The following is a 23046-nucleotide window of genomic DNA, read 5'->3' on the forward strand; positions in this document are numbered from 1 at the left end:
TATGTGCCAGTGCCAGCAAACCGCAACAGCAGAACCGCAGCAGGACGTGGTCGAAAACCGCCTGCTGCCCAAGGCCTACACCATTCTGGCCATCGAGCGCCACACCGAGCTGGAGTGGAACTTCCGGGTCTCCCGCGACTTTGATGTCCACTACGGCCAGTTTGTGGAGATCTCCCTGCCCACCGTGGGCGAAGCGCCCATCTCGGTCTCCGACTATGGCGATGGTTATGTGGATCTGTTGATCCGCAAGGTCGGGAAGGTGACCGATGCGCTGTTTGCCCTCGATGTGGGCGACAAGGTATGGATGCGCGGCGTCCACGGCAACGGCTACCCGCTGGAAACCTACCGCAACCAGCACCTCATCGTGGTGGCGGGCGGTACCGGCGTCGCCCCGGTCAAGGGGCTGCTGCGCCGCTTCAGCAAACACCCGGAAGAGGTGAAGTCCCTCGACATGATCCTCGGCTTCAAGAACGAGCAGGCGGTGCTCTATCGCCACGAGATGCCGCTCTGGGCCGAGCAGCAGAACCTCATCGTCACCCTGGACGAGGGCAAGGAGAGCGAGCAGTTTCGCATCGGCCGGGTCATCGACTACATCGACCAGCTGGATCTCGCTGACAAGGAGGATATCCAGGTGATCGTGGTCGGCCCCCCCATCATGATCCGCTTCGTGGTGCTCGCCTTCCTCGAGCGGGGCATCCCCAAGGATCGCATCTGGGTCGACTACGAACGCCGCATGGCCTGCGCCGTGGGCAAGTGTGGCCACTGCCGGATGGGCGACACCTATATCTGCGTGGATGGACCGGTCTTTCGTTTTGACCAGGCCCAGCATCTGATCGACTGAGGGAGAACACCATGAGTCTCGATATCGACATCATCAAGGCCCGCGCCAAGAACGAATACCGCCTCTCCAAGGTGCGCGGCGAAGCGATGATCAGCGTACGCATTCCCGGCGGGATCATGCCCGCCCACCTGCTGGCGGTGGCCCAGCAGATCGCCGAACAGTACGGCAACGGCCTGATCCACCTCACCACCCGCCAGAAGCTGGCGATGCCCGGCATCAAGTATCAGGACATGGACAAGGTCAACGCCGCCCTCGAACCCTTTATCAAGGAGATCGAGGTGGAGACCTGCGGCATCGAGGTAGAGGACACCACAGCCGGTTACCAGACCATCGGCGGGCGCAACATCGTCGCCTGTCAGGGCAATACCATATGCCAGAAGGGCAATATCGACTGCACCGGGCTGGCCCAGCGGATGGAGAAACACCTCTACCCCAACCCCTATCACCTCAAGATGGTGATCGCCGGCTGCCCCAACGACTGCGCCAAGGCCAACATGGCCGACTTCGGCATCCTCGGCATCGCCAAGATCCACTTCAATGCCGAGCGCTGCATCGGCTGCGGCGCCTGCGTCAAGGCATGTAGCCACCACGCGGTGGATTGCCTCGCCATCAAGCATGGCAAGGCGGTCAAAGAGGAGAGCAAGTGCATCGGCTGTGGCGAGTGCGTGCTGGCCTGCCCGACCCTGGCCTGGCAACGGGATCCCAAGCAGCTCTACATGGTCAAGCTGGGGGGACGCACCAGCAAGAAGACCCCCCGTACCGGCAAACTGTTCCTCAACTGGGTGACCGAAGAGGTGCTGCACGCAGTGATCAAGAACCTGTTCGAGTTCGAGGCCGAGATGCTGGATGGCAAACCCATCTATCTGCACATGGGTCACCTTATCGACCGGGCCGGTTATCACAAGTTCAAGGAGCGGGTGCTGCGCGGGGTCACCCTCAATCCGGAAGCCATGGTCGCTGACCGCATCTTCTGGGCCGAAGATCAGTACGTCGCCAACATGCACGTCAAAGCGGTGCAATAGGAAAAACCTCGTTTGGGGAAGCGTGATCAAGTGGCCGACACCGGTGGGGATCTGTCGTTGGCCCGGGCGTAGATCACCCTTCCCCTTTTTTATTCCCGTCGGGGGATCTTTCCCCCGACCATCCGGGGTGCGTCACGGCGCGCCCTGCTATCTCGCCCGGCGCGGCATTGCGAGCGGGCCAGCATCCGGAGCCTGTTATGGACTTTCTCCCTCTCTTCTGTCAGCTGCAAAACAAGCCGGTCCTGATCGTCGGCGGCGGTGAGGTGGCGGTGCGCAAGGCGCGTCTGCTGCTCGATACCAAGGCGAAGATCACCATCAATGCCCCCCATCTGGAACCCCAGCTGATGAGCTGGGCCGAGCAGGGTCGCCTGACCGTCTGCGCCGCCAGCTTTCATCCCGAACTGCTCGATGGCAAGTGGCTGGTGATCGCCGCCACCAACCAGCAAGAGGTCAACCATCAGGTCTTCAACGAAGCGAACCTGCGCCAGATCTTCTGCAATGTGGTGGACTCTCCGGCCCACTGCAGCGCCATCATGCCCGCCATCATGCCCGCCATCATCGACCGCTCGCCGCTGATGGTGGCCATCTCTAGCGCAGGCGCGGCACCGGTACTGAGCCGCCAGCTGCGGGAAAAACTCGAAGCCATGCTGCCGCAACACCTCGGCCAGCTCGCGGCGCTGGCGGGCAAGCTGCGCGAGCGGGTCAAACTCATTCCGGACAAGCTGGCCCGCCGCCGCTTCTGGGAGCGGCTCTTTAGCCATGAGCGACTGGCATGCCAGCTGGCGCGCGGCCAACAACAGGCCGCCGAGCAGAGCATCGCCGAGCTACTCGATGAGCCGCTGCAGATCAAGGGAAGCGTAACCCTGGTGGGCGCAGGCCCCGGCGATGCGGGACTGCTTACCCTAAGCGGTCTGCAGCAGTTGCAGCAGGCGGATGTGGTGGTCTATGACCGACTGGTCTCGCAGGAGGTATTGGCGCTTGTTCGCCGGGATGCCGAGCGGATCTTTGTTGGCAAGGAGGCGGGCCGCCACTGTGTGTCCCAGCAGGCGATCAACCAACTGTTGCTGGAACAAGCGCTGCTGGGCAAACAGGTGGTGCGGCTCAAGGGGGGCGATCCCTTTATCTTTGGCCGGGGTGGCGAGGAGCTGGAAACCCTGGCCGAGGCGGGCATCCCCTTCTCGGTGGTACCGGGCATTACGGCTGCATCGGGTTGCGCCGCCTACAGCGGCATTCCTCTCACCCACCGCGATCATGCCCAGCGGGTGCAGTTCATCACCGGCCACGATAAGGAGGGCAATATCGCCCAGGAGTGGTCGGCGCTGGCGGCCCCCCGCCAGACCCTGGTGTTCTACATGGGGCTGGCCCACGCCGCCCGCATTCAGGATGAGCTGCAAAACCACGGCATGCCCGGTCATACCCCGGTGGCGCTGGTGGAGCAAGGCACCCAGCTCAGTCAGCGGGTGGTGCGCGGCGAGCTGCAGCAGTTGGCCGAACTGGCTCGTCAGGTGAAAAGCCCGAGTCTCATCATCATCGGCTCGGTGGTCACCCTGGCCGACAAGCTGGACTGGTATGGGGAAGCCAACGCCATCCACGGCATCTAACCCCGCACAGCTATCACCCAATAGAGACAACAAAACAGAGAGCGGCCATGCCGCTCTCTGTTTTTTGCATCAATGACCAAGCCGTGGTACAGCACGTCTGTTACTCGAGCCGGATGGGGCCGGTGTTCTGAACATCGCTGTCATTCCAGTCGCTCTCATCGCGAATGCGCGGATCCCCCTGCAAGGTGTAGAGGATGGTGCCCTGACGAAACTGCAGCGCACCATCGGCCCGCTTGGCCTTCACCTTGACCCCGTTGACCCACACCTGTTCCTTGCCATCCACCTGAATATTGGCCACCGTGGCGCCTGTCTCGCGGTTCTTGGCTACCCACTTGCCCTGATAGGGCGAGTCTCCCTTGGCCATCGGCAGTGCGGCTGCCTTGCCCGCCGACCAGGCGTGCACGGTGCAAAAGCCGTGGGCTCGCCGATCATGCTTGATGACGTAATCCAGGATGGGTTCGCTGGCGGGCAGATCGAAGGTGATCCCGATGACCACCTTGCCGTTTGTGGCCGAATAGGCGGCGGGCGCCAGCGTTTTCAGGGTCGCCTTCTTGCCATTGATAAAGACGTTGCCCCCTTGCGACTTGACCCGGATATCGGTGGGGCAAGTGGCGCTGAAGTTGGGCAGCGCCGCGAGGGCACTGCCGGCATGGGCGGTCATGGCCAACATGACAAGGGTCAGCAGAGCGGGTGTTTGATTCATAGTGATACGCCTTCAAGAGAAGAGAACCTCGTCCGTGAGCGGTGTCGTTCCTGATGGCGGCACTCTAGCTTGACCCTCTCGGGCCACCCAGTGAAAAAAAATAAAACCGGTCCGTGGAATTATTAATAAATATAAATATTTAAAATCAATGATTTAAGTGATAACCCTGCCAGCCACCACGTATCAGACAGGCAATAAAAAAGCCGATAACCCGGTTATCGGCTCATTGCCCATGCAGAGGCGGAGGCCCGATCAGACCACCACAGCGGTGCCACTGATGCTGACCATCAGCATGCTGCCATTTTGCCCCACCACCTCGTAGTCGATATCGATGCCGACCACTGCGTTGGCACCAAGGGCCGCTGCGCGCTCTTTCAGCTCATCGAAAGCGATCTCGCGGGCACGGGCCAGCTCTTTTTCATAGGCGCCGGAGCGGCCGCCGATGATGTCGCGGATCCCGGCAAAGAGATCCTTGAAAATGTTGGCGCCGAGAATGGCTTCGCCAACCACGATGCCGCGGTATTCACGAATGGTTTTGCCTTCCAGCGTGGGGGTCGTCGAGAGGATCATCTTGAACTCCTGTGAGTAGCAGAAGGGCTCAGACTACCCCAACTGCCCGAAAATCCCAACCGGGGGGTGACCTGTACGACGCCGTCCTTAAAAATCACGACAGCCAGATAAAAAACACCGCGCACGGGGCGCGGTGTTTGTTTCAGAGGGCCATTGCCAACGGCAAGCCGTCACGGATTGTAAGAGACCACCGAGCCACTGAGGCCGGTCATCTGGGAGATCCGCCCCTGCATCCCTTGCAGTTTGGCCTTGGAGACATCCGGTCCGATAAAGACCCGGTTGAGCTGACCCTGCACCGGTGTGCGCGGCGAGGTGTGGGCAGAGTAGCCCGCCGCCCGCAGCTTGCTCACCAGTGCGTTGACACTGTCGACGTTCTTGAAGGCGCCAAGCTGGAGGATCCAGCTACCCTGTGCCGGTGCCGCAGCAGGCGCGGGTGTGGTCGGCTGGGTCATCTTGCTTTCAATCAGATCGTCGAGGGACTTGATCTGACCCGCCTGCTGCTTGGCCGGTGCGGGCGCTTTGGCCACTTCAACCGGTTTGGCTGGCGTCGGCTTGGGTGCTGGCTTGGGCGGTTCGACCGTTTTTTTGGCCACCACTTCCGGCTTGGGCTGTGGCTTGGGTTGGGCATTCTGTTGCGGCTGGACCGGCGCCGGTGCGGCAGGGGTTGTCGCCGGCTGTGCACCGTTGCCCTGACCGGCGAGGGTCATAGGGTCAGCCACCTCTTCCACTTGCCACTGCTGGGCCGCAGAGGCCTGTTGCTGGCTGGCCAGATGATCGGCTGGCAGGCTGCTGGCTGCCGAGACCTGCAGCGCAGGCTTGGCAGGCTCCAGCTCGGGGCGCAGCGGGATCTTGGCAAAGGCCTCCTCCTTTTGTGCCAGCTTGTGACCATCCAGCAAGTCCGGCAGGAAAATAACAACCAGGGCCACCAGGATGACGGTGCCCACCAGACGGTTTTGAAACTTCGAGGCCAAGTTGAATCCTACCTTTACGTAACTCAATATGCGATTTGGCTCCCCGCCCGAAGGCCGGGGAGCCGGGGTGTGGCCTAGACGGCGACACCCGCCAGAATGTCGGCGACAGTGTAAAACGAACCAAACACAATGACCATATCGTCCGGACTCGATGCGGCCAACGCTGCCTGATAAGCGGCGCTGACATCATCAAACTCCCTGGCAGGGTCCTTGCCCTCTCCCAACGCCGCAGCCAGCTGCGCAGCAGTGGCGGCGCGCGGGCCGGTGAGGCTGGCCAGATACCACTCGCCGATCAGACCATCGAGTTCGGCAAGGGATCCCGCCATGTCCTTGTCTTTGAGCATGCCGACCACGGCGCGGCGTACACCCAAGCAGGGCATCTTGCGCAATTGCGCTGCCAGATAGGCCGCCGAATGGGGGTTGTGGGCTACATCGACGATCACCAGCGGCGCACTTTGCAACTGCTGCATCCGGCCAGCCAGCCGGGCATTGGCCAGCCCGTCACGAATGGCGGACTCCGACAGCGGCAAGCCGAGGGATTCCAGCGCCGCCAGCACGGTCACCGCGTTCATCAGCGGCAGCGCCGGTTTTGGCAGATCCCGCCACTGGTTCAGTCCGTGATAATCCCAACCGCTCTCGTGCTCATCGCCACGAAAATCGATACCGACCTGACGCAGGTTGGCGCCAAGACGCTGTGCTTCACTCGCAATAGTCGCTGGCGGATTGGGCTCACCGCTGATGGCGGGCTTGCCAGCGCGATAGACCCCAGCCTTCTCCACCGCCACTGCTTCGCGGGTATCACCCAGCCAGTCGCAGTGATCGAGGGCAATGGAGGTGACCATCGCCACATCGGACTCCACCACGTTGGTGGCGTCGAGCCGACCACCCAGCCCCACTTCCAGCAGCAGCACATCCGGTGCGGCGCGGCAGAAGAGCCACAAGCCGGCCAGGGTGGCGAACTCGAAGAAGGTAAGGGCAATCTCGCCGCGGGCCGCTTCCACCTCGGCAAAGGCGGCGCAGTGATCGCTGTCGGGCAGCTCTTGCCCGTTGACCCGCACCCGCTCGGTAAAGCGCAGCAGATGGGGCGAGGAGTAGACGCCGACCTTATAGCCTGCGGCCATCAGAATGCTGGCCGCCATGGCACAGCTGGAGCCCTTGCCGTTGGTGCCCGCCACCGTGATCACCTTGAACGGCAGTTGGGTAAGCCCCATACGCCGGGCGACAGCACCGACCCGATCCAGCCCCATGTCGATATTGACCGGATGGATCTGCTCCAAATAAGAAAGCCAGTCGACAAGCGACCGGCTTTGGGATTGTTGCATGTTTGAACTCATCTTCACTCTTCGATGACGTGAGTATTCAGCATTTTGGCGAGCAGGCTGGCCAGACGGTTACGCATTTCACGGCGATCGATGATGATATCGATGGCACCCTTTTCCAGCAGGAACTCGGAGCGCTGGAAGCCTTCCGGCAGTTTCTCGCGCACGGTCTGCTCGATAACGCGCGGGCCGGCAAAGCCGATCAGCGCCTTGGGCTCGCCCACGTTGATGTCACCCAGCATCGCCAGACTGGCAGAGACGCCACCCATGGTGGGGTCGGTCAGCACGGAGATATAGGGCAGGCCCGCCTTGGTAAGTCGGTCCAGCGCAGCACTGGTCTTGGCCATCTGCATCAGGGAGAAGAGGGCTTCCTGCATGCGAGCACCACCAGAGGCGGAGAAGCAGACCAGGCCACGGCCTTCCTTGATGCACTCCTCGACGGCGCGCACAAAGCGGGCACCGACCACGGAGGCCATGGAGCCACCCATGAAGGAGAATTCGAACGAACAGGCGACAACCGGTACCCCTTTGAGGGTCCCTTTCATCACCACCAGCGCATCTTTCTCCGCCGTCTCTTTCTGAGCGGCAGACAAACGATCCTTGTAGCGCTTGGAATCCTTGAATTTCAGTACATCCTGCGGCTCCAGCTCGGCACCGATCTCGGTACGACCCTGCTCATCGAGGAAACTCTCGAGACGGGCGCGGGCGCTGATGCGCATATGATGATCACACTTGGGGCACACTTCGAGGTTGCGCTCCAACTCTGCCCGGTAGAGCACCTGTTCACAAGCACTGCACTTGGTCCACACCCCTTCCGGAATGTTGTGACGACGAGGCGCAGTGATCTTGCTCTTGGGAAGAATCTTCTCAAGCCAGCTCATGGAATTCCTTAATGCTTTTGTGCCTGACAAAACGCATCGAGCCTAGATTGTTCAATGACTTAATAGCTCGATGGCAACAAATGACGGGTCATTAAACCACAATTTTTCGGGCGCAGTTACTAAAAACTGGTCGTACCCGGTGCCGAGTCCGGCAGCCACAGCGGGCCGAGCGGCAACTGCGGTAGAGCAAACTCGGCCGGATAATCCACGTCGACCAGATAGAGGCCACCGGCCTTGGCGGTCGGCCCGGCCAGATTGCGATCCTTGGCAGCCAGCACCTCGGCAATCCACTCCACCGGTTTGAGCCCCTGCCCCACCAGCAGCAGGGAGCCGGTGATGTTGCGCACCATATGGTGCAGGAAGGCGTTGGCCTTGATGTCGAGCACGATGTAGGGGCCGGAGCGGCTGACACACAGATGGGTCACATTGCGCCAAGGGGTGTTGGATTGGCAGGCGACGGCACGGAAGGTGCTGAAGTCGTGCTCCCCCAGCAGGCTCTGGCCCGCCTGGTGCATCAACTCCGCATCGATGGTCTCGTGGTAGTGGCTGACGCCACTGCCGAGGATCGCCGGCCGGTAGTTGTGGTTGTAGATGACATAGCGGTAGCGACGGGCGGTGGCGCTGAAGCGGGCGTGGAAGCTCTCGTCCACCTGCTTGACCCAGCGCACGGCGATATCCGGCGGCAGGTTGGAATTGAGCCCCAGGGTCCAAGCCCCTTCGGCGCGGTTCGCCTCGGTATCGAAGTGGATCACCTGACCGGTCGCATGGACACCGGCATCGGTGCGTCCGGCACACTGGATGGAGACAGGGTGGTTGGCGATCCGGCTCAGCGCCGTCTCCAGTTCAGCCTGCACGCTGATCACTTCACGCTGACGCTGCCAGCCGAAATACCGGCTGCCGTCATATTCAATACCTAGGGCAATTCGCATGGATAAACTTGTCTTGTTGTGAAAACGCAGTGAAAGAAACGGGGCGGATTATACGCGCTCAGCCCGAAAAGTCCCACCACACGCCGCAATTGGCCTGGATGGTCAGCCTGCGCGGCCATGCTCACCCCATAACAAATCGCCAAAATATGAGGGGCAGCCTGCTGGCTGCCCCCGTTTTGCTGATCCCGTGATGGGAAATCCTTTAGCCCAACCGCTTGAGCAACTTCTCGGCTTCGGCGCGCTGGTGATCGCTACCCTGCTCCGCTGCCTCTTGCAGCAGCTCGCGGGCGCTATCCTTGTCGTCAATCTCGAGGTAGGCACGGGCCAGATCCAGCTTGGCACCCACACCGCCGTCGTCGGCATCCACGTCAAATCCGGTGGATTCCGGCAGCACCTCGGGGAAGCCATCCAGCCCCACATCCAGCGAGAACCCCTGATAAGGCTCCTGCTCTGGCGCGGTGGCATCTGCTTCGGCCAGCAGCTTGTCGATCTCGACGTAGCCACTCTCCTGTGCCTGCTCACGGGGCTGGAGATCTGCCGGATGTGATTCCACCTCGGCAAACGCATCTTCGAAATCGGAGAGCGCCAGCTCGTTGGGATCCCACTCCAGATCCAGCTCCGCTTCCTTCGCCTTTACAGGCTCAAGACCGAGCTCGGCCAGCATGGCATCCGCACTCTCGTCGGCGTCCTCTGCGGCACTGAGATCAATGGCGTTGTCATCTTTGCCAGCAGCAGGCTCGTCGTGGGCATTGTCGAAATCGCCGAGATCGAAGCTCGCCAGATCGTCGTCAGCTGAGCCGACTTCGTCGATGGAGCTCAAATCGGGCTCGAGGTCGGCGGAGAGATCCGCATCCAGCTCGGCAAACAGGGCTGCCTGCAGCTCCTCTTCGCTCATGATCTCGTCAGCGGCCTTGGGCTTGGGATTGAACTCGCTGGCCAGATCCATGGCGGGCTCGTTGGCCAGCGCGATGGGCTCATCCAGCGAGAGATCGAGATCCGGCACCAGATCCGGGTCACGACTGGCTGGCTGGGCCGCCATCCGCTCGGGCTCGAAGCCCTGCAGCTCCATCTCGCCCTCGTCGCTGAACACCAGATCGACATCCGGCTTGGCGGCCGGCTCGTCAGGCTCCATCGGCATAAAGCCATCCGGGGTGTTGAGATCCGGCACCGGGCGCACCGGCTCGTTGTCGGTCACATCGACGCTCAGCAGATCATCAAACTCGCTCTGCTCCTGATCCATCATCATGGCGGTGGATTCGGAGAGGCTCTTCTCCTGCTCTTCCAGTTCGCGGCGGGCACGGGCACGCAGCCACAGGGTCACCAGCGCCAATACCAGCAGCACCGGCAGCAGGATGATCATGGCGAGGTTGAGCGGTGAGGAGAGCAGGTCCATCAACCAGTTTTTCTCAGGCTCAGGCTCGGCTGCCACCGGCGGGACCGGTTGCGCCTTGAGCTCGGCAATCTCTTTTTGCAGCGCCGTCTGATCCTGCAGCTGAGCCTTGAGGGTCTCCACCTCTTCGGTCAGGGATTGCAGACGCAGCTTGAGCCTGTGGTTCATCTCGGTCACCTGGCCGAGCTGGGCATTGGCATCTTCCAGTGCCAGCGCCATCTCGGTGGCCGGTTTGCCCACCGGTTTATCCAGATCGGAAGGCAGAGGCGCTGGTGTGGTGCCTTCTGCAGAGCTAGGAGCAGGTGCTACCGCCTCTTTCGGCGCAGGCTCGCTCACCTTGGCCACTTCTTTGGTTTCAGCCGCCGGTTGCGGTGCCACCACCGGAGCTGGAATGGGGGCGGCTTTCGCCACTGGCAGCGGCGCAGGCGCAGCCTTCACCGGCTCGGTCTTGGCGGCTTCAACCTTCGTGGGTTTGGCGGCAGCCGGCTTGGCGGTGTGGGCCTGCTTGTCAGCCAGATATTTGGGGCTTAACCCCTTCCAGCTGGCGTTGTCGCTGCGGAACTTGGCGCGGGCCTGAGCATCGGTGATGACGCTCGCCTCGGCCGCGGTCGGCAGCAGAATGCGGGCCCCCACCAGAATGTGGTTGATATTGCCATCGGCAAAACTGCGGGGGTTTTTCTCGTAAATCGCCACCATGGTCTGGTAGACGCTGACCCGATTGGAGGGGCGATATTTGCTCGCCAGGCTCCAGAGGGTATCGGTCGGACGAACAGGGCCATAGCTACCGGCATTGGCAGTGACCTGACGCACCACCGGCTGGGCGGTTGTACGCACCGGTTGCGCGACGGGTCTGGCGACCGGCTGCGCCAGCGGCTGGGAATTGACGGCGGGAGGTGCGGGTTCGTCAGGGCCTTTTAGCTCGACAAAAAAAGGCTCCCGCGCCGAGTCTTCAGCCTGGACGGTGCCCAGCAGACCCAATGCGAGTAGCGTTGCCAATGTTATGCGGGAATGTCCCATATTCGTTCCTTCGTATGACGGCCCTATCACATTGAAAAATCTGGATAGTTACCCCAAAACAGTCGGTTCAATATAAATCAGGCTCGCCTGGCAAGCCAGCAGTCCGACACATTTAGCACCCAACTTGACCCTGAGTGTAGGAAAAAACTTAATCAGTTGATATCGCAACAGAATCTTGAAGTGACGGAGTGCGGCATGGGTCACAGGCCGGATGCGCAGCACTCCCTGCTGCGCATCTGTGGCATCTGACCAGCCTTACAGATAGTCGCGAACCAGCAGCTCGGCAATCTGTACACTGTTGGTTGCCGCGCCCTTACGAACGTTATCGGCCACGATCCACATATTGATACCACTTGGATGAGAAATATCTTGGCGCACCCGACCCACCAGCACCTCATCCTTGCCGGTTGCGTCACGCACCGGGGTCGGATAGTCCCCTTCGTCATCAAACAGGGTCACACCCGGCGCATTGCGCAGCAGATCCTTGACCTGTTCGGCATCGAGCGGCTGGTGCAGTTCGACGTGTACCGCCTCGGCGTGGCCGTAGAAGACCGGCACCCGCACGCAGGTGGGGTTCACGGCAATGCTGGCATCGCCGAGGATCTTCTGGGTTTCCCATACCATCTTCATCTCTTCACGGGTGTAGCCGTTGTCAGTGAAGCTGTCGATCTGCGGGATCAGGTTAAAGGCGATCTGTTGCGGATAGAGGGTCGGTTCCACCGGACGACCGTTGAGCAGATGAGCGGTCTGACCCGCCAACTCGCTGACCCCCTCTTTGCCGGAGCCTGACACGGATTGATAGGTGGCCACGTTGATGCGGGCAATGCCCACTTCGTCGTGCAGCGGCTTCAGGGCCACCAGCATCTGGATGGTGGAGCAGTTGGGATTGGCGATGATGTTGCGATTGCGAAAATCGGCCAGCGCATCCGGGTTCACTTCCGGGATCACCAGCGGGATATCTTCGTCGTAACGGAAGCAGGAGGTGTTGTCGATGACGATGCAGCCGTGTTCGGCAGCAATCGGCGCCCACTTGGCCGAGACCTCGGCACCGGCGGAGAAGAGAGCGATCTGCACCTGGCTCCAGTCAAACTCCTCCACATCGAGGATCTCGAGGTTCTTGCCGCCAAAGCGCACGGTATCACCGGCACTGCGGCTGGAAGCCAGCGGATAGAGGGTCGCTACAGGAAATTCGCGCTCTTCCAGGATCTCGATCATCGCCTGACCCACGGCGCCGCTGGCACCCAATACCGCTACATTAAACTGCTGGCTCATTCTGTTCTCCTCTGATAATGCTGCAATGGCGCCGGGTGGCGCCATGGTCGGCAGGCTCCCGCACGGCGAGATGACGCTGCCTGATATGGCTGAGCCGGCGCAGTAGTATCTGCGCCAGCTCAGTAAAAAAGCGGGTCGAGGTAGCCAGTACGGCTCACCCCTTCCGGTTATCTTCCAACTCCTAGTCCCCGATTCAGGGGCGTGACAGCGCAAATCCCAGCTCGCCCAGCGCCTGGTCGGCAAACGCCCCCTCGATCTGCAGGGAGGATAGTTCACGGCGCTCGGGGTAGTGTTTGCGCTGCTCGTCAAAGCTACCGGGCAAGCCGAGTCGGGCCCGGAAACGGGCATCATCGCGACGCACGTCATAGACCAGATGCACCAGCTGCTTGATCAACGCCTGATCCGGTGCGCGGCCCGGCACCACCGCCTGCACATCGGGGGCTGGCAGGAGCTTACTCAAATCCTGACGAGGCTGGCGTCCCAGCTGCTGGCAGAGCGCCTGGTAGAGCATCCAGGTACCGCGGGCCTTCCCCTCCAGGCTGTAACCGGCTATATGGGGGGTGGCAATCTCGGTATGGGGCACCAGCGCAGCCAGTGGCTCGGGCTCGTTCTCCCACACATCCATCACCAGTCGCAAAGGCGTATCGCCCAACTGACGCGCCAGCAGGGCCCGGTTATCCCACACCTCGCCACGGGAAGCATTGATCAGGATCTGCCCGGCAGGGCGCGCGGCAATCTGTTCGGCATCGAGCAGATGGTAGGTGGCATCCACTCCTTCGCGTGTGATCGGCACGTGGAAGCTGACAATATCGGCGCCAAGGGCGGCCTGATAATCGACAAAACCCGCTGCGGGATTTTCCCGCGCCTTGGGCGGATCGCAGCGCAGCACCCGCATGCCGATCGCTTGGGCCTTGCCAGCCACACACTCGCCAGTATTGCCCGCGCCAATCACCGCCAACGTCATGGCCGAGAGGTCGAGTTCGTAACGCTCCGCCAGCACCAGCAGGGCGGAGAGCACATAATCCCCCACCGAATACTTGTTGCAACCGGGGGCGCTGAAGAAGGGAATATTGCGGCTTGCCAGCAACGCCTTGTCCACATGGTCGGTGCCTATGGTGGCGGTGCCGACAAACCCGAGTTTGGGGCTGGTCGCCAGCAAATCGCCATTGACGCGGGTGACCGAACGCACCAGCAGCACATCGGCATCGAGCAGATCGCAGGCCTGCATCTGCCGTCCGGGCAAGGGGATCACCTCGCCAAATTCGGCAAACAGCTCCACGGCATGGGGCATATTCTCATCAACGACTATCTTCATCGGGCTCTCTTTGGTCACAACCGCCACGGGGGCGCCATTCTAGCGCAAAGCCGCCCGATATTTCAGCCTGTGATGCAATCCGGCGCGAAACGGGACCACATTGTGCGGCAGCCGTTCCATCCGCCCGCTCAAACAGAGGATGTGGCCACAAATGTGTAAGCAGAGGTAACAAACGTGCTGCTCGGCTTTGTCCGGGCATATCACGGTGGCACAATGCCCCTCTTTTTTCGCGATCGCCCATACCCACCATGCCGTCACACGCTTCGTCGCTCCCAACGTCAACCACTTCACTCACCCGCAGTCAGGTGCTTGGCTTCACTGCCCTGTTGATCCTGCCCCTGTTACTGCTCGCCACCCTGCCCTGGCAGCCTTTTCTGACCGGCTCCCTGCAATCAGGCTGGTTATGGTGGTCATACGCCCTTACCCGCATGGTCGATATTCCCGGGATCGGGGTCAGTGGCGCCCTCTTGCTGTTGCTGACCCGCTACAAACTGAAACTGGAGCTGACCCCCTTCATTGCGCTGGGGTGTGCGCTGGCGGCCCTGCTCGCCAGCGACTGGGTGATGAAAAGCCTTATCAAGCACCTGACCGAAGAGCCCAGACCCTATCTGCTCTGGCTGGAGAGTCAGTCGCTGATCCCGGCCATCAAGCACTTCTACGCCAGTAGCGTCGATGTGCGCAGCGAACAGGTTCACGCCGCCAGCCAGCGGCTGGCCCTGCCAGAGTGGCTCGGCCACCACTGGCAGGCAGAGGTGAACTACGCCTTCCCCTCTGGCCACAGCATCGCCGCTATCAGCCTGGCCCAATTTTTTGGCCTTATCTGGCTGGCCCGCGCCCCCACAGGCGTCTGGCTGCTACCGTTGTGGGCGCTGGGGATTGGTCTGTCACGCATGGTGATGGGAATGCACTGGCCGGTGGATGTGCTGGCCAGCGCCCTGCTGGGTACACTCACGGCGCTGATTGCCGCCCGCTGGTGGCTGCACAGATATTGAATCCGGCGCCATCTTGGCGCGGCATCCTGCGTGGGATGGGAGGACAAGCCTGTGCTTTTTTGCCATAATGCCGCCTCATTTTATCCCGACCGAGATCCCATGACCGACGCAGTTCATACCCTCAAGGGCCGTTTCCGTGGTTTTTACCCCGTCGTCATCGATGTTGAAACAGCCGGGTTCAACGCCAAGACCGATGCCCTGCTCGAAATCGCGGCTTACACCCTGAAAATGGATGAGCAGGGCTGGCTCGTTCCCGATCAGGTATTCCACTTTCATGTCGAGCCTTTCGAAGGGGCCAACCTGGAAAAGGCCGCGCTGGAGTTCACCGGCATCGACCCCTACAACCCGTTGCGTGGCGCTGTCTCGGAAAAAGAGGCGCTGACCGAGATCTTCAAGGGGATCCGCAAGGGGATGAAGGAGCAGGATTGCGGCCGCGCCATCATAGTGGCCCACAACGCCACCTTTGATCACGGCTTCGTGATGGCTGCCGCCGAGCGCGCTGGCCTCAAGCGCAATCCGTTCCACCCGTTTGCGACCTTCGACACCGCTGCTCTCTCCGGATTGGCGCTGGGTCAGACCGTGCTAGCCAAAGCGTGCCAGAGCGCCCGCATCCCGTTTGACAATAAAGAAGCGCACTCGGCCCTCTATGACACCGAACGCACCACAGAGCTGTTCTGTCATATCGTTAACCGCTGGAAGAGCATGGGGGGTTGGCCGCCAGCGCATCCGGATGATGACACAACCGATGCGCCTACCGATGATGATGGGCAAGAATAAACGGATGAAGGCTGCCACTGGCAGCCTTCGCTTTTTGGAGAAGTGATTGATTGCACGGCGCACCGGAAATCGCTATCAACGTCACTATCCACCGCTGCGCACGGGATGCACGGAGACAAACAGGTCACAAACCCTCATGTTGAGCAACCTTGTGCCACATGCTGCTGCGATATGAGGGGTTTGACTGATTTTTTTCTCGACATTTGTCACATTTTTCGCAAACTAACTCCCCTTCACATGACAGACAGCAATAACAAACTATAAGGAAATCAAATGAATCCAGTTGTTATCGCAGTCGGGCTGATGCTGGTGCTCAGTCTGCTGCGGATCAATGTGGTGGTCTCGCTGGCGCTGGGGGCCATTGCTGGCGGCCTGGTCGGTGGGCTGTCGTTGACCGATACCCTCACCACCTTCAGCGGTGGCCTGGGCGGTGGCGCCGAGATTGCTCTCTCCTACGCCATGCTGGGCGCCTTTGCGGTTGCCATCTCCCGCTCCGGGATCACCGACCTGCTGGCCCGCAAGGTGATCAGCCAGTTAGGCAAGGATGCCAGCTCGACCCGCATCATGTGGGTCAAAACCCTGCTGCTCTCTTCCGTGCTGGCCGTGGCGATCTCCTCCCAGAACCTGATCCCGGTTCATATCGCCTTTATTCCCATCCTGATCCCGCCGCTGCTGCATGTGATGGCGCAGATGCAGATAGACCGTCGTCAGGTGGCCTGTGTCATCACCTTTGGTCTGACAGCTACCTATATGGTGCTGCCGGTCGGCTTTGGTGGCATCTTCCTGAACAATATTCTGGCCAAGAACCTGATCGATAACGGCGTGCCCATCACCACCAGCCAGATCCCGCTGGCGATGGCCATTCCGGTCGCCGGTATGGTACTGGGCCTGCTGATTGCGGTATTCATCAGCTATCGCAAACCGCGCCAGTACGATCTGGCCAAGATCCTGGATGCCGAGCCCGAAGCGGTCGAGCTCAACCTTACCCACATCTGGGTAGCTCTGCTGGCCATTGGCGTAGCGCTGGGGCTGCAACTGATGACCAACAGCATCGTACTGGGTGCGCTAGCCGGTTTTGTCATCTTCACATGCGGCGGCGTTATCAAGTTTCGCGAAAGCCAGGATGCCTTCACTCAGGGGGTGCGGATGATGTCGCTGATCGGCTTCATCATGATCTCTGCCGCCGGTTTTGCCGCCGTGATGAAGGCGACCCACGGGGTCGACTCTCTGGTCCAGGTGGTCGCCTCCGGCATCGGCCAGCACAAAGGCATCGCCGCCTTCCTGATGCTGCTGGTGGGTCTGCTCATCACCATGGGGATCGGCTCTTCCTTCTCCACCGTACCCATCATCGCCACCATCTATGTGCCGCTCTGTCTGCAGCTCGGCTTCTCACCGATGGCGATCATCGCACTGGTCGGTACCGCTGGCGCGCTGGGGGATGCGGGTTCACCGGCCTCCGACTCGACGCTGGGCCCCACCTCCGGCCTCAACGCCGATGGCCAGCACGACCATATCTGGGACAGCGTGGTGCCCACCTTCATTCACTACAACATCCCACTGGTGATCTTCGGCTGGATTGCCGCCATGGTGCTCTGATATGTAAAGTCAGCATCTAACTGAACCATTCATAAAAAACCGGCCAATTGGCCGGTTTCTGTTTTTATGCGCTGGTGCTGTCTCTATTAACCCAGACGAACCCGGGCGTTGCGGAACATCCGCATCCAGGCGCCGTCCTCGCCCCAGTTATCGGGGTGCCAGGAGTTGGCCACTGTGCGGAACACCCGCTCCGGGTGCGGCATCATGATAGTGGCACGGCCATCGGTGGTGGTCACGGCGGTGATACCATCCGGCGAGCCATTCGGGTTGGCCGGGTACTGCTCGGTCACGCTGCCGCGGTTGTCGACAAAGCGCAGCCCTACCAGACCGCTCTGCTGCAGTGCGCTCAGGTGAGCGGCATCGCGCACCTCGACACGCCCTTCCCCGTGGGAAACGGCGATGGGCATCACGGAGCCTGCCATGCCGGCGAAGAAGGCCGACGGGGACTCCTGCACCTCAACCAGACTGAAGCGGGCTTCGAAGCGCTCGGAGCGGTTGCGTACAAAGCGCGGCCAGAGATCGGCACCCGGGATGAGGTCTCGCAGGTTGGACATCATCTGGCAACCGTTGCAGACACCCAGAGAGAGGGTATCGCCACGCTCGAAGAAGCGCTGGAACTGCTCGCGGGCGTTGTCATTGAACAGGATGGACTTGGCCCAGCCTTCACCGGCACCCAACACGTCACCGTAGGAGAAGCCGCCACAGGCCACCAGGGTCTGGAACTCCTCCAGCTTGATGCGACCGGAGAGAATGTCGCTCATATGGACATCGACCGCCGCGAAACCGGCACGATCGAACGCCGCCGCCATCTCCACATGGGAGTTGACTCCCTGCTCGCGCAGCACCGCCAGACGGGGGGAGACCCCACGGGCGATATAGGGAGCAGCCACATCCTCGGACGGGTTGTAAGTCAGCTTGGCATGCAGACCCGGATCGGTGGCGTCCTGACGGGCCGCGTGCTCACTGTCGGCGCACGCCGGGTTGTCGCGCAGGCGCTGCATCTGCCAGCTGGTCTCGCCCCAGATGGTGCGAAGTGCGGTACGGCTGGCACGATAGACCTCCTGACCGCCCCGCTGCAAGGTGATGAGATCCCCTTCGCGCACGGTACCGAGCACATGGGAGCAGGCCGCCAGACCGTGACCGGCCAGCAGGGTCATCACCGCCTCTTTGTCTTCACGACGCACCTGAATGACGGCGCCCAGCTCTTCGTTGAACAGTGCAGGCAGCAGCTCGCCGCCGATGCGATCGAGCAGGATGTCGAGGCCGCAGTGACCGGCAAACGCCATCTCGGTCAGGGTGACGAACAGGCCACCGTCAGAGCGGTCGTGGTAGGCGATCAGTTTGCGATCGGCCACCAGCGCCTGAATGGCGTTGAAGAAGCCCTTGAGCTGGACCGGATTGTCGAGATCCGGCGCCTTGTCGCCCAGCTGGCGATAGACCTGCGCCAGCGCCGAGGCGCCGAGGCGCTGTTTGCCGTTGCCAAGGTCGATGAGGATTAGGTCGGTTTCACCGAGATCGGTACGCAGCTGCGGAGTAACCGTGTTGCGCACATCCTCGACCCGGGCAAAGGCGGAGATGAGCAGGGAGAGCGGCGAGGTGACGCTTTGCTCCTTGCCATCCTGCTGCCAGCGGGTCTTCATGGACATGGAATCCTTGCCCACAGGAATGGTGATGCCAAGGGCTGGGCAGAGCTCCTCGCCCACCGCTTTGACCGCCTCATAGAGACCGGCATCTTCCCCCGGGTGACCGGCAGCGGCCATCCAGTTGGCGGAGAGCTTGACCCGCTTGAGGGAACCGATGTGGGCCGGCGCCAGGTTGGTAAGCGCTTCCGCCACCGCCATGCGAGCGGAGGCGGCGTGGGAGAGCAGCGCCACCGGGGTACGCTCGCCCATGGACATGGCTTCGCCGTGATAGCTGTCGTAGGTGGCAGCGGTGACGGCACAATCGGCTACCGGGATCTGCCAAGGGCCAACCATCTGGTCGCGATTGACCAAGCCAGTCACGCTGCGATCGCCGATGGTGATAAGGAAAGACTTCTCCGCCACGGTCGGCAGGCGCAGTACCCGCTCGGCCGCGTCACTCAAAGTGATGCCATCGAGCTGGAGCGCTTTGCCTTGTGCTGGCAGGGTCACCACGTCACGGTGCATCTTGGGCGCCTTGCCCAGCAGCACGTCCAGCGGCAGATCGATGGGCTGGTTGTCAAAGTGGCTGTCAGAGAGGGTCAGATGCTTCTCTTCGGTCGCGGTGCCAATGACGGCATAGGGTGCGCGCTCACGCTCGCACAGCGCCTTGAACAGCGGCAGCTTGTCCTGCGCTACCGCCAGCACGTAACGCTCCTGGGATTCGTTGCACCAGATCTCCAGCGGGCTCATGCCCGGCTCGTCGCTCTGGATGGCGCGCAGATCGAAACGACCACCGCGCTCACCGTCGTTGACCAACTCCGGCATGGCGTTGGAGAGACCGCCCGCCCCCACATCGTGGATAAAGACGATAGGGTTGTCGTCACCCAGCTGCCAGCAGCGATCGATCACCTCCTGGCAACGGCGCTCCATCTCGGGGTTGTCACGCTGCACCGAGGCAAAGTCGAGATCTTCGGCTGACTGGCCGGAGGCCATGGAGGATGCGGCACCACCGCCCAGACCGATGTTCATCGCCGGCCCGCCCAGCACGATCAGCGCCGCGCCGACCGGGATCTCCCCTTTCTGGACATGTTCGGTGCGGATGTTGCCGATGCCGCCAGCCAGCATGATGGGTTTGTGGTAGCCACGCACCTCGACGCCGTTGTGGCTCGACACCTCCTCTTCGAAGGTACGGAAGTAGCCGAGAATGGCCGGACGGCCGAACTCGTTGTTAAACGCGGCGCCGCCGAGCGGCCCCTCCTGCATGATGTCGAAGGCACTGACGATACGGCTCGGCTTGCCGAAATCCTGCTCCCAGGGCTGCTCGAAGCCGGGAATGCGCAGGTTGGAGACGGAGAAACCGACCAGACCCGCCTTGGGCTTGGCACCGCGACCGGTGGCACCCTCGTCGCGGATCTCGCCGCCGGAGCCGGTGGCTGCGCCCGGAAACGGGGAGATGGCGGTCGGGTGGTTGTGGGTCTCCACCTTCATCAGGATGTCGACCTGTTCCTGGTGATACTGGTATTCGCCGTTGGCCGGGCTCGGGAAGAAGCGGCCCCCCTGGCTCCCTTCCATCACGGCGGCGTTGTCTTTATAGGCAGAGAGGACATGATCCGGCGTCTGCTCGAAGGTGTTCTTGATCATTTTGAACAGCGACTTGGGCTGCTGCTCACCATCGATGGTCCAGTCGGCATTGAAGATCTTGTGACGGCAGTGTTCGGAGTTCGCCTGGGCGAACATGTAGAGCTCGATGTCGTTGGGGTTGCGACCCAACTTGGTGAAGTTCTCCACCAGATAGTCGATTTCGTCGTCGGCCAGCGCCAGACCGAGCGCCACGTTGGCTTCGGCCAGGGCTGCGCGACCACCGCCCAGCACATCCACCAGGGTGAAGGGACGCGGCTCGTGGTGAGCAAACAGGGCGGCAGCTTCGCTCATCTCGGCAAACACCACTTCCATCATTCGATCATGGAGCACGGCGGCAATGGCGCTGCGCTGGGCGTCACTCAGCTCACCCTGCTCCTTGATGGTCAGGTAATAGGCAATACCACGTTCCAGCCGCTTGACCTGTTTCAGGCCGCAGTTGTGGGCGATGTCGGTTGCTTTGGAAGACCAGGGGGAGATAGTGCCGGGGCGGGGGGTAACAAGAAACAGCTGACCGCTGGGGGTGTGTTCGGGGATGGTCGGGCCGTAGCGCAAGAGCTGGCCCAAGGTCGCTCGCTCGGGGGGAGAGAGGGGGCTTGTCAGCTCGGCAAAGTGCACGTATTCGGCATAGACATCCTCTATCTCTACTCCGCTCTCTACTCCACTCTCGTTTCTCATCTGTGCGAAGCGTTGCAGCAGTTTTTGGACACGAAAATCAGACAGTGCTGGGGCACCACGCAAGATATCCATATGACCTTTCTCACCAAGTTTTAAAGTGGGGGGGAATTGAGACGCGCGTATTATAGGGATCTGGCTCACAGCGGACAAACGTTTTTCTCACTTCGTGCAGTGTGACTCTGCGCACACTCTCTGGTATAAAGGTGCCTCTTTTTTGACAAATGCCGATTTTTTCAACAAAGGTACTCACCTACTTGCGCTGCATTTTTCGACTGTTTATCGGGCTGTTGTTGACGCTGACACTGGTTGGCTGCGACTTCTATAGCCCCTCCAGCCAGCTGGAGCAGATCCGCCAGCGAGGCGAGATCCGGGTTGGCACCATCTATGGTCCCACCTCTTATTACCAGCGTGACGACCTCGCCCAGGGGTTCGATTACGAGCTGGCGCAAAATTATGCCGACTGGTTGGGGGTGAAACTCACCATCATCCCGGTCGACACCACTGACCAACTGGTTACCCTGCTGAAAAAGGGCAAACTCGATCTGGCGGCTGCCGCCATCATGGTCACCCCCGAGCGACGCGAGCTGTTTCGCTTCGGCCCGGGCTTCTATCAGGTCTCTCCCAAACTGGTCTACCGCAACGGCAAACCCAAGCCAGCCTCATTGAACGATATCAAGGGCAAGCTGGTGGTGGCCGCCGGCTCCACCGGGGAAGATCTGCTCAAAGAGATGAGCAAAGAAAATCCGAAACTAGCCTGGAGCACCAGCGACAACGCCGATGTGGAGGAGCTGCTCAAACAGGTGGTGGATGGCAAGATTGACTACACGGTGGTGCAGGATACCGTGCTGGCCCGTACCCAGCGCTACTACCCGGAGCTCACCGAGGGGCTGACCCTGGCCCAGAAGCAGACCGTTGCCTGGGCCATGAGCAAGCTGCCCGATGACAGCCTCTATGCCAGCGTGATCGACTTCTTCGGTCTGCGCTTTATGGATGGTGCCATCGCCAAACTGGACGAGAAGTACTTCGGTCATGTGCAGAACTTCGACTTTGTCGATACCCGTACCTTCCTCAAGCGCGCCAAGAGCCTGCTGCCCAAGTACCAGCCGCTGTTCCAGACTCACGCCAAGAATATCGACTGGCGTCTGCTCGCCGCCATCAGCTATCAGGAGTCCCACTGGGACCCGCAGGCCCGCTCCTACACTGGCGTGCGCGGCATGATGATGCTGACCGAGCCCACAGCCAAGGCGATGGGAGTCAACGACCGGCTTCATCCGGAAGAGAGCATCAAGGGTGGCTCCCTCTATCTACAACAGATGATGGAGAAGGTGCCGGATTCGGTGCCCGATGACGAGAAGGTGTGGTTTGCCCTCACCGCCTACAACATCGGTTACGGCCACATGATGGACGCCCGCCGCCTGACCAAAGAGCTCGGCAAGAATCCTGACGCCTGGAGCGACGTGAAAGAGGTGCTGCCGCTGCTGCAGCAAGCGCGCTGGCACCGCAAGGTGCGTTATGGCTATGCCCGTGGCAGCGAGGCGCGCAACTATGTCAACAACGTGCGCCAGTACTACCAGAGTCTGCTCTGGCTCGACAACGAGCAACAGAAGGCACATCAGCGGGAGAGTCTCGACAACGACAGCGAGCCCGAGCTGGCCGAGCGACCCACCGCCATTGCCGAAGTGGTCAATCAGATCACCATGCGCTAACCAGCCATTATTCGGCTGTTTTCACGCAAACTTCTCTGTTACCATCGATTCACATCGGAGCCTATCCGAAATCGCATTGTTTTCATTATGTTGAGAGATTAAATAACAGCAATTTCGGATGGGCTCCATCAATGACCCAAGGCCGGGATGGCCACCTGAGTTGGGAGGAGACCAAGATGCAAAAACGTAGAAAAATCAGTCTGGTC

General features: G+C 61.0%; 17 protein-coding genes. 7 read left to right on the plus strand and 10 right to left on the minus strand.

Translation table 11 applies throughout. The features are described 5' to 3' along the window. Window position 1 precedes the first annotated feature (1 nt). The 3 genes from asrB (at window position 2) to cysG (ending at window position 3464) form a co-directional block, all read left to right on the plus strand. A complete protein-coding gene (asrB, locus tag VF684_RS16655; RefSeq protein WP_139731059.1) occupies window positions 2-841 on the plus strand; it encodes an anaerobic sulfite reductase subunit AsrB in 840 nt (279 codons plus the stop codon). Between the two features lie 11 nt (window positions 842-852). Beyond that, window positions 853-1863, plus strand: coding sequence for a sulfite reductase subunit C (asrC, locus tag VF684_RS16660; RefSeq protein WP_040066440.1), 1011 nt, complete (start codon window positions 853-855; stop codon window positions 1861-1863). 197 nt (window positions 1864-2060) lie between these two features. After that, window positions 2061-3464, plus strand: coding sequence for a siroheme synthase CysG (gene cysG / locus VF684_RS16665; protein WP_139731060.1), 1404 nt, complete (start codon window positions 2061-2063; stop codon window positions 3462-3464). A gap of 100 nt (window positions 3465-3564) precedes the next feature. On the opposite strand, the gene VF684_RS16670 is transcribed toward cysG, so the two are convergent. The 9 genes from VF684_RS16670 to VF684_RS16710 form a co-directional block, all read right to left on the minus strand. After that, window positions 3565-4167: a hypothetical protein gene (locus tag VF684_RS16670; protein ID WP_139731061.1), complete on the minus strand. Its 603-nt coding sequence runs from the start codon at window positions 4165-4167 to the stop codon at window positions 3565-3567. Window positions 4168-4419: 252 nt separating this feature from the next. Beyond that, a complete protein-coding gene (locus VF684_RS16675; RefSeq protein ID WP_005333757.1) occupies window positions 4420-4737 on the minus strand; it encodes a heavy metal-binding domain-containing protein in 318 nt (105 codons plus the stop codon). Window positions 4738-4907: 170 nt separating this feature from the next. Continuing rightward, window positions 4908-5708: a cell division protein DedD gene (dedD, locus tag VF684_RS16680; RefSeq protein ID WP_139731062.1), complete on the minus strand. Its 801-nt coding sequence runs from the start codon at window positions 5706-5708 to the stop codon at window positions 4908-4910. Between the two features lie 74 nt (window positions 5709-5782). Next, window positions 5783-7042, minus strand: coding sequence for a bifunctional tetrahydrofolate synthase/dihydrofolate synthase (gene folC / locus VF684_RS16685; RefSeq protein WP_162516137.1), 1260 nt, complete (start codon window positions 7040-7042; stop codon window positions 5783-5785). A gap of 2 nt (window positions 7043-7044) precedes the next feature. After that, window positions 7045-7908, minus strand: a complete 864-nt coding sequence (gene accD, locus VF684_RS16690) for an acetyl-CoA carboxylase, carboxyltransferase subunit beta (RefSeq protein WP_005333765.1) — start codon at window positions 7906-7908, stop codon at window positions 7045-7047. A gap of 119 nt (window positions 7909-8027) precedes the next feature. After that, a complete protein-coding gene (gene truA, locus VF684_RS16695; protein WP_040066446.1) occupies window positions 8028-8837 on the minus strand; it encodes a tRNA pseudouridine(38-40) synthase TruA in 810 nt (269 codons plus the stop codon). A 202-nt stretch (window positions 8838-9039) separates the two neighbouring features. Beyond that, window positions 9040-11244, minus strand: coding sequence for a FimV/HubP family polar landmark protein (locus VF684_RS16700; RefSeq protein WP_139731064.1), 2205 nt, complete (start codon window positions 11242-11244; stop codon window positions 9040-9042). A gap of 255 nt (window positions 11245-11499) precedes the next feature. Beyond that, window positions 11500-12516, minus strand: a complete 1017-nt coding sequence (locus VF684_RS16705; protein WP_005344937.1) for an aspartate-semialdehyde dehydrogenase — start codon at window positions 12514-12516, stop codon at window positions 11500-11502. A 193-nt stretch (window positions 12517-12709) separates the two neighbouring features. Then, on the minus strand, window positions 12710-13831 hold the full coding sequence (locus tag VF684_RS16710; RefSeq protein ID WP_139731065.1) for a 4-phosphoerythronate dehydrogenase: 1122 nt from the start codon (window positions 13829-13831) through the stop codon (window positions 12710-12712). Between the two features lie 248 nt (window positions 13832-14079). On the opposite strand from VF684_RS16710, the gene VF684_RS16715 reads away from it, so the two are divergent. The 3 genes from VF684_RS16715 to VF684_RS16725 all read left to right on the plus strand — a co-directional run bounded on the left by VF684_RS16715 (window position 14080) and on the right by VF684_RS16725 (window position 17196). After that, entirely contained in the window at window positions 14080-14823 is a 744-nt protein-coding gene (locus VF684_RS16715; RefSeq protein ID WP_139731066.1) for a phosphatase PAP2 family protein, read from the plus strand. Window positions 14824-14922: 99 nt separating this feature from the next. Next, window positions 14923-15600, plus strand: coding sequence for a ribonuclease T (rnt, locus tag VF684_RS16720; RefSeq protein ID WP_162516138.1), 678 nt, complete (start codon window positions 14923-14925; stop codon window positions 15598-15600). Window positions 15601-15873: 273 nt separating this feature from the next. After that, complete coding sequence (locus VF684_RS16725) at window positions 15874-17196, plus strand: Na+/H+ antiporter family protein (RefSeq protein ID WP_005344933.1); 1323 nt, start codon at window positions 15874-15876, stop codon at window positions 17194-17196. A gap of 86 nt (window positions 17197-17282) precedes the next feature. On the opposite strand, the gene purL is transcribed toward VF684_RS16725, so the two are convergent. Further along, entirely contained in the window at window positions 17283-21206 is a 3924-nt protein-coding gene (gene purL / locus VF684_RS16730) for a phosphoribosylformylglycinamidine synthase (RefSeq protein WP_440174336.1), read from the minus strand. 149 nt (window positions 21207-21355) lie between these two features. Between purL and mltF the strand changes: the two genes are divergently transcribed. Beyond that, the gene (gene mltF / locus VF684_RS16735; protein ID WP_139731262.1) at window positions 21356-22840 is read left to right on the plus strand and encodes a membrane-bound lytic murein transglycosylase MltF; all 1485 of its coding nucleotides are present in this window, start codon (window positions 21356-21358) and stop codon (window positions 22838-22840) included. Window positions 22841-23046 lie beyond the last annotated feature (206 nt).

The sequence above is a fragment of the Aeromonas sp. Lyrl_2 genome (genome assembly GCF_051948815.1).
Lineage (GTDB): Bacteria > Pseudomonadota > Gammaproteobacteria > Enterobacterales > Aeromonadaceae > Aeromonas > Aeromonas veronii.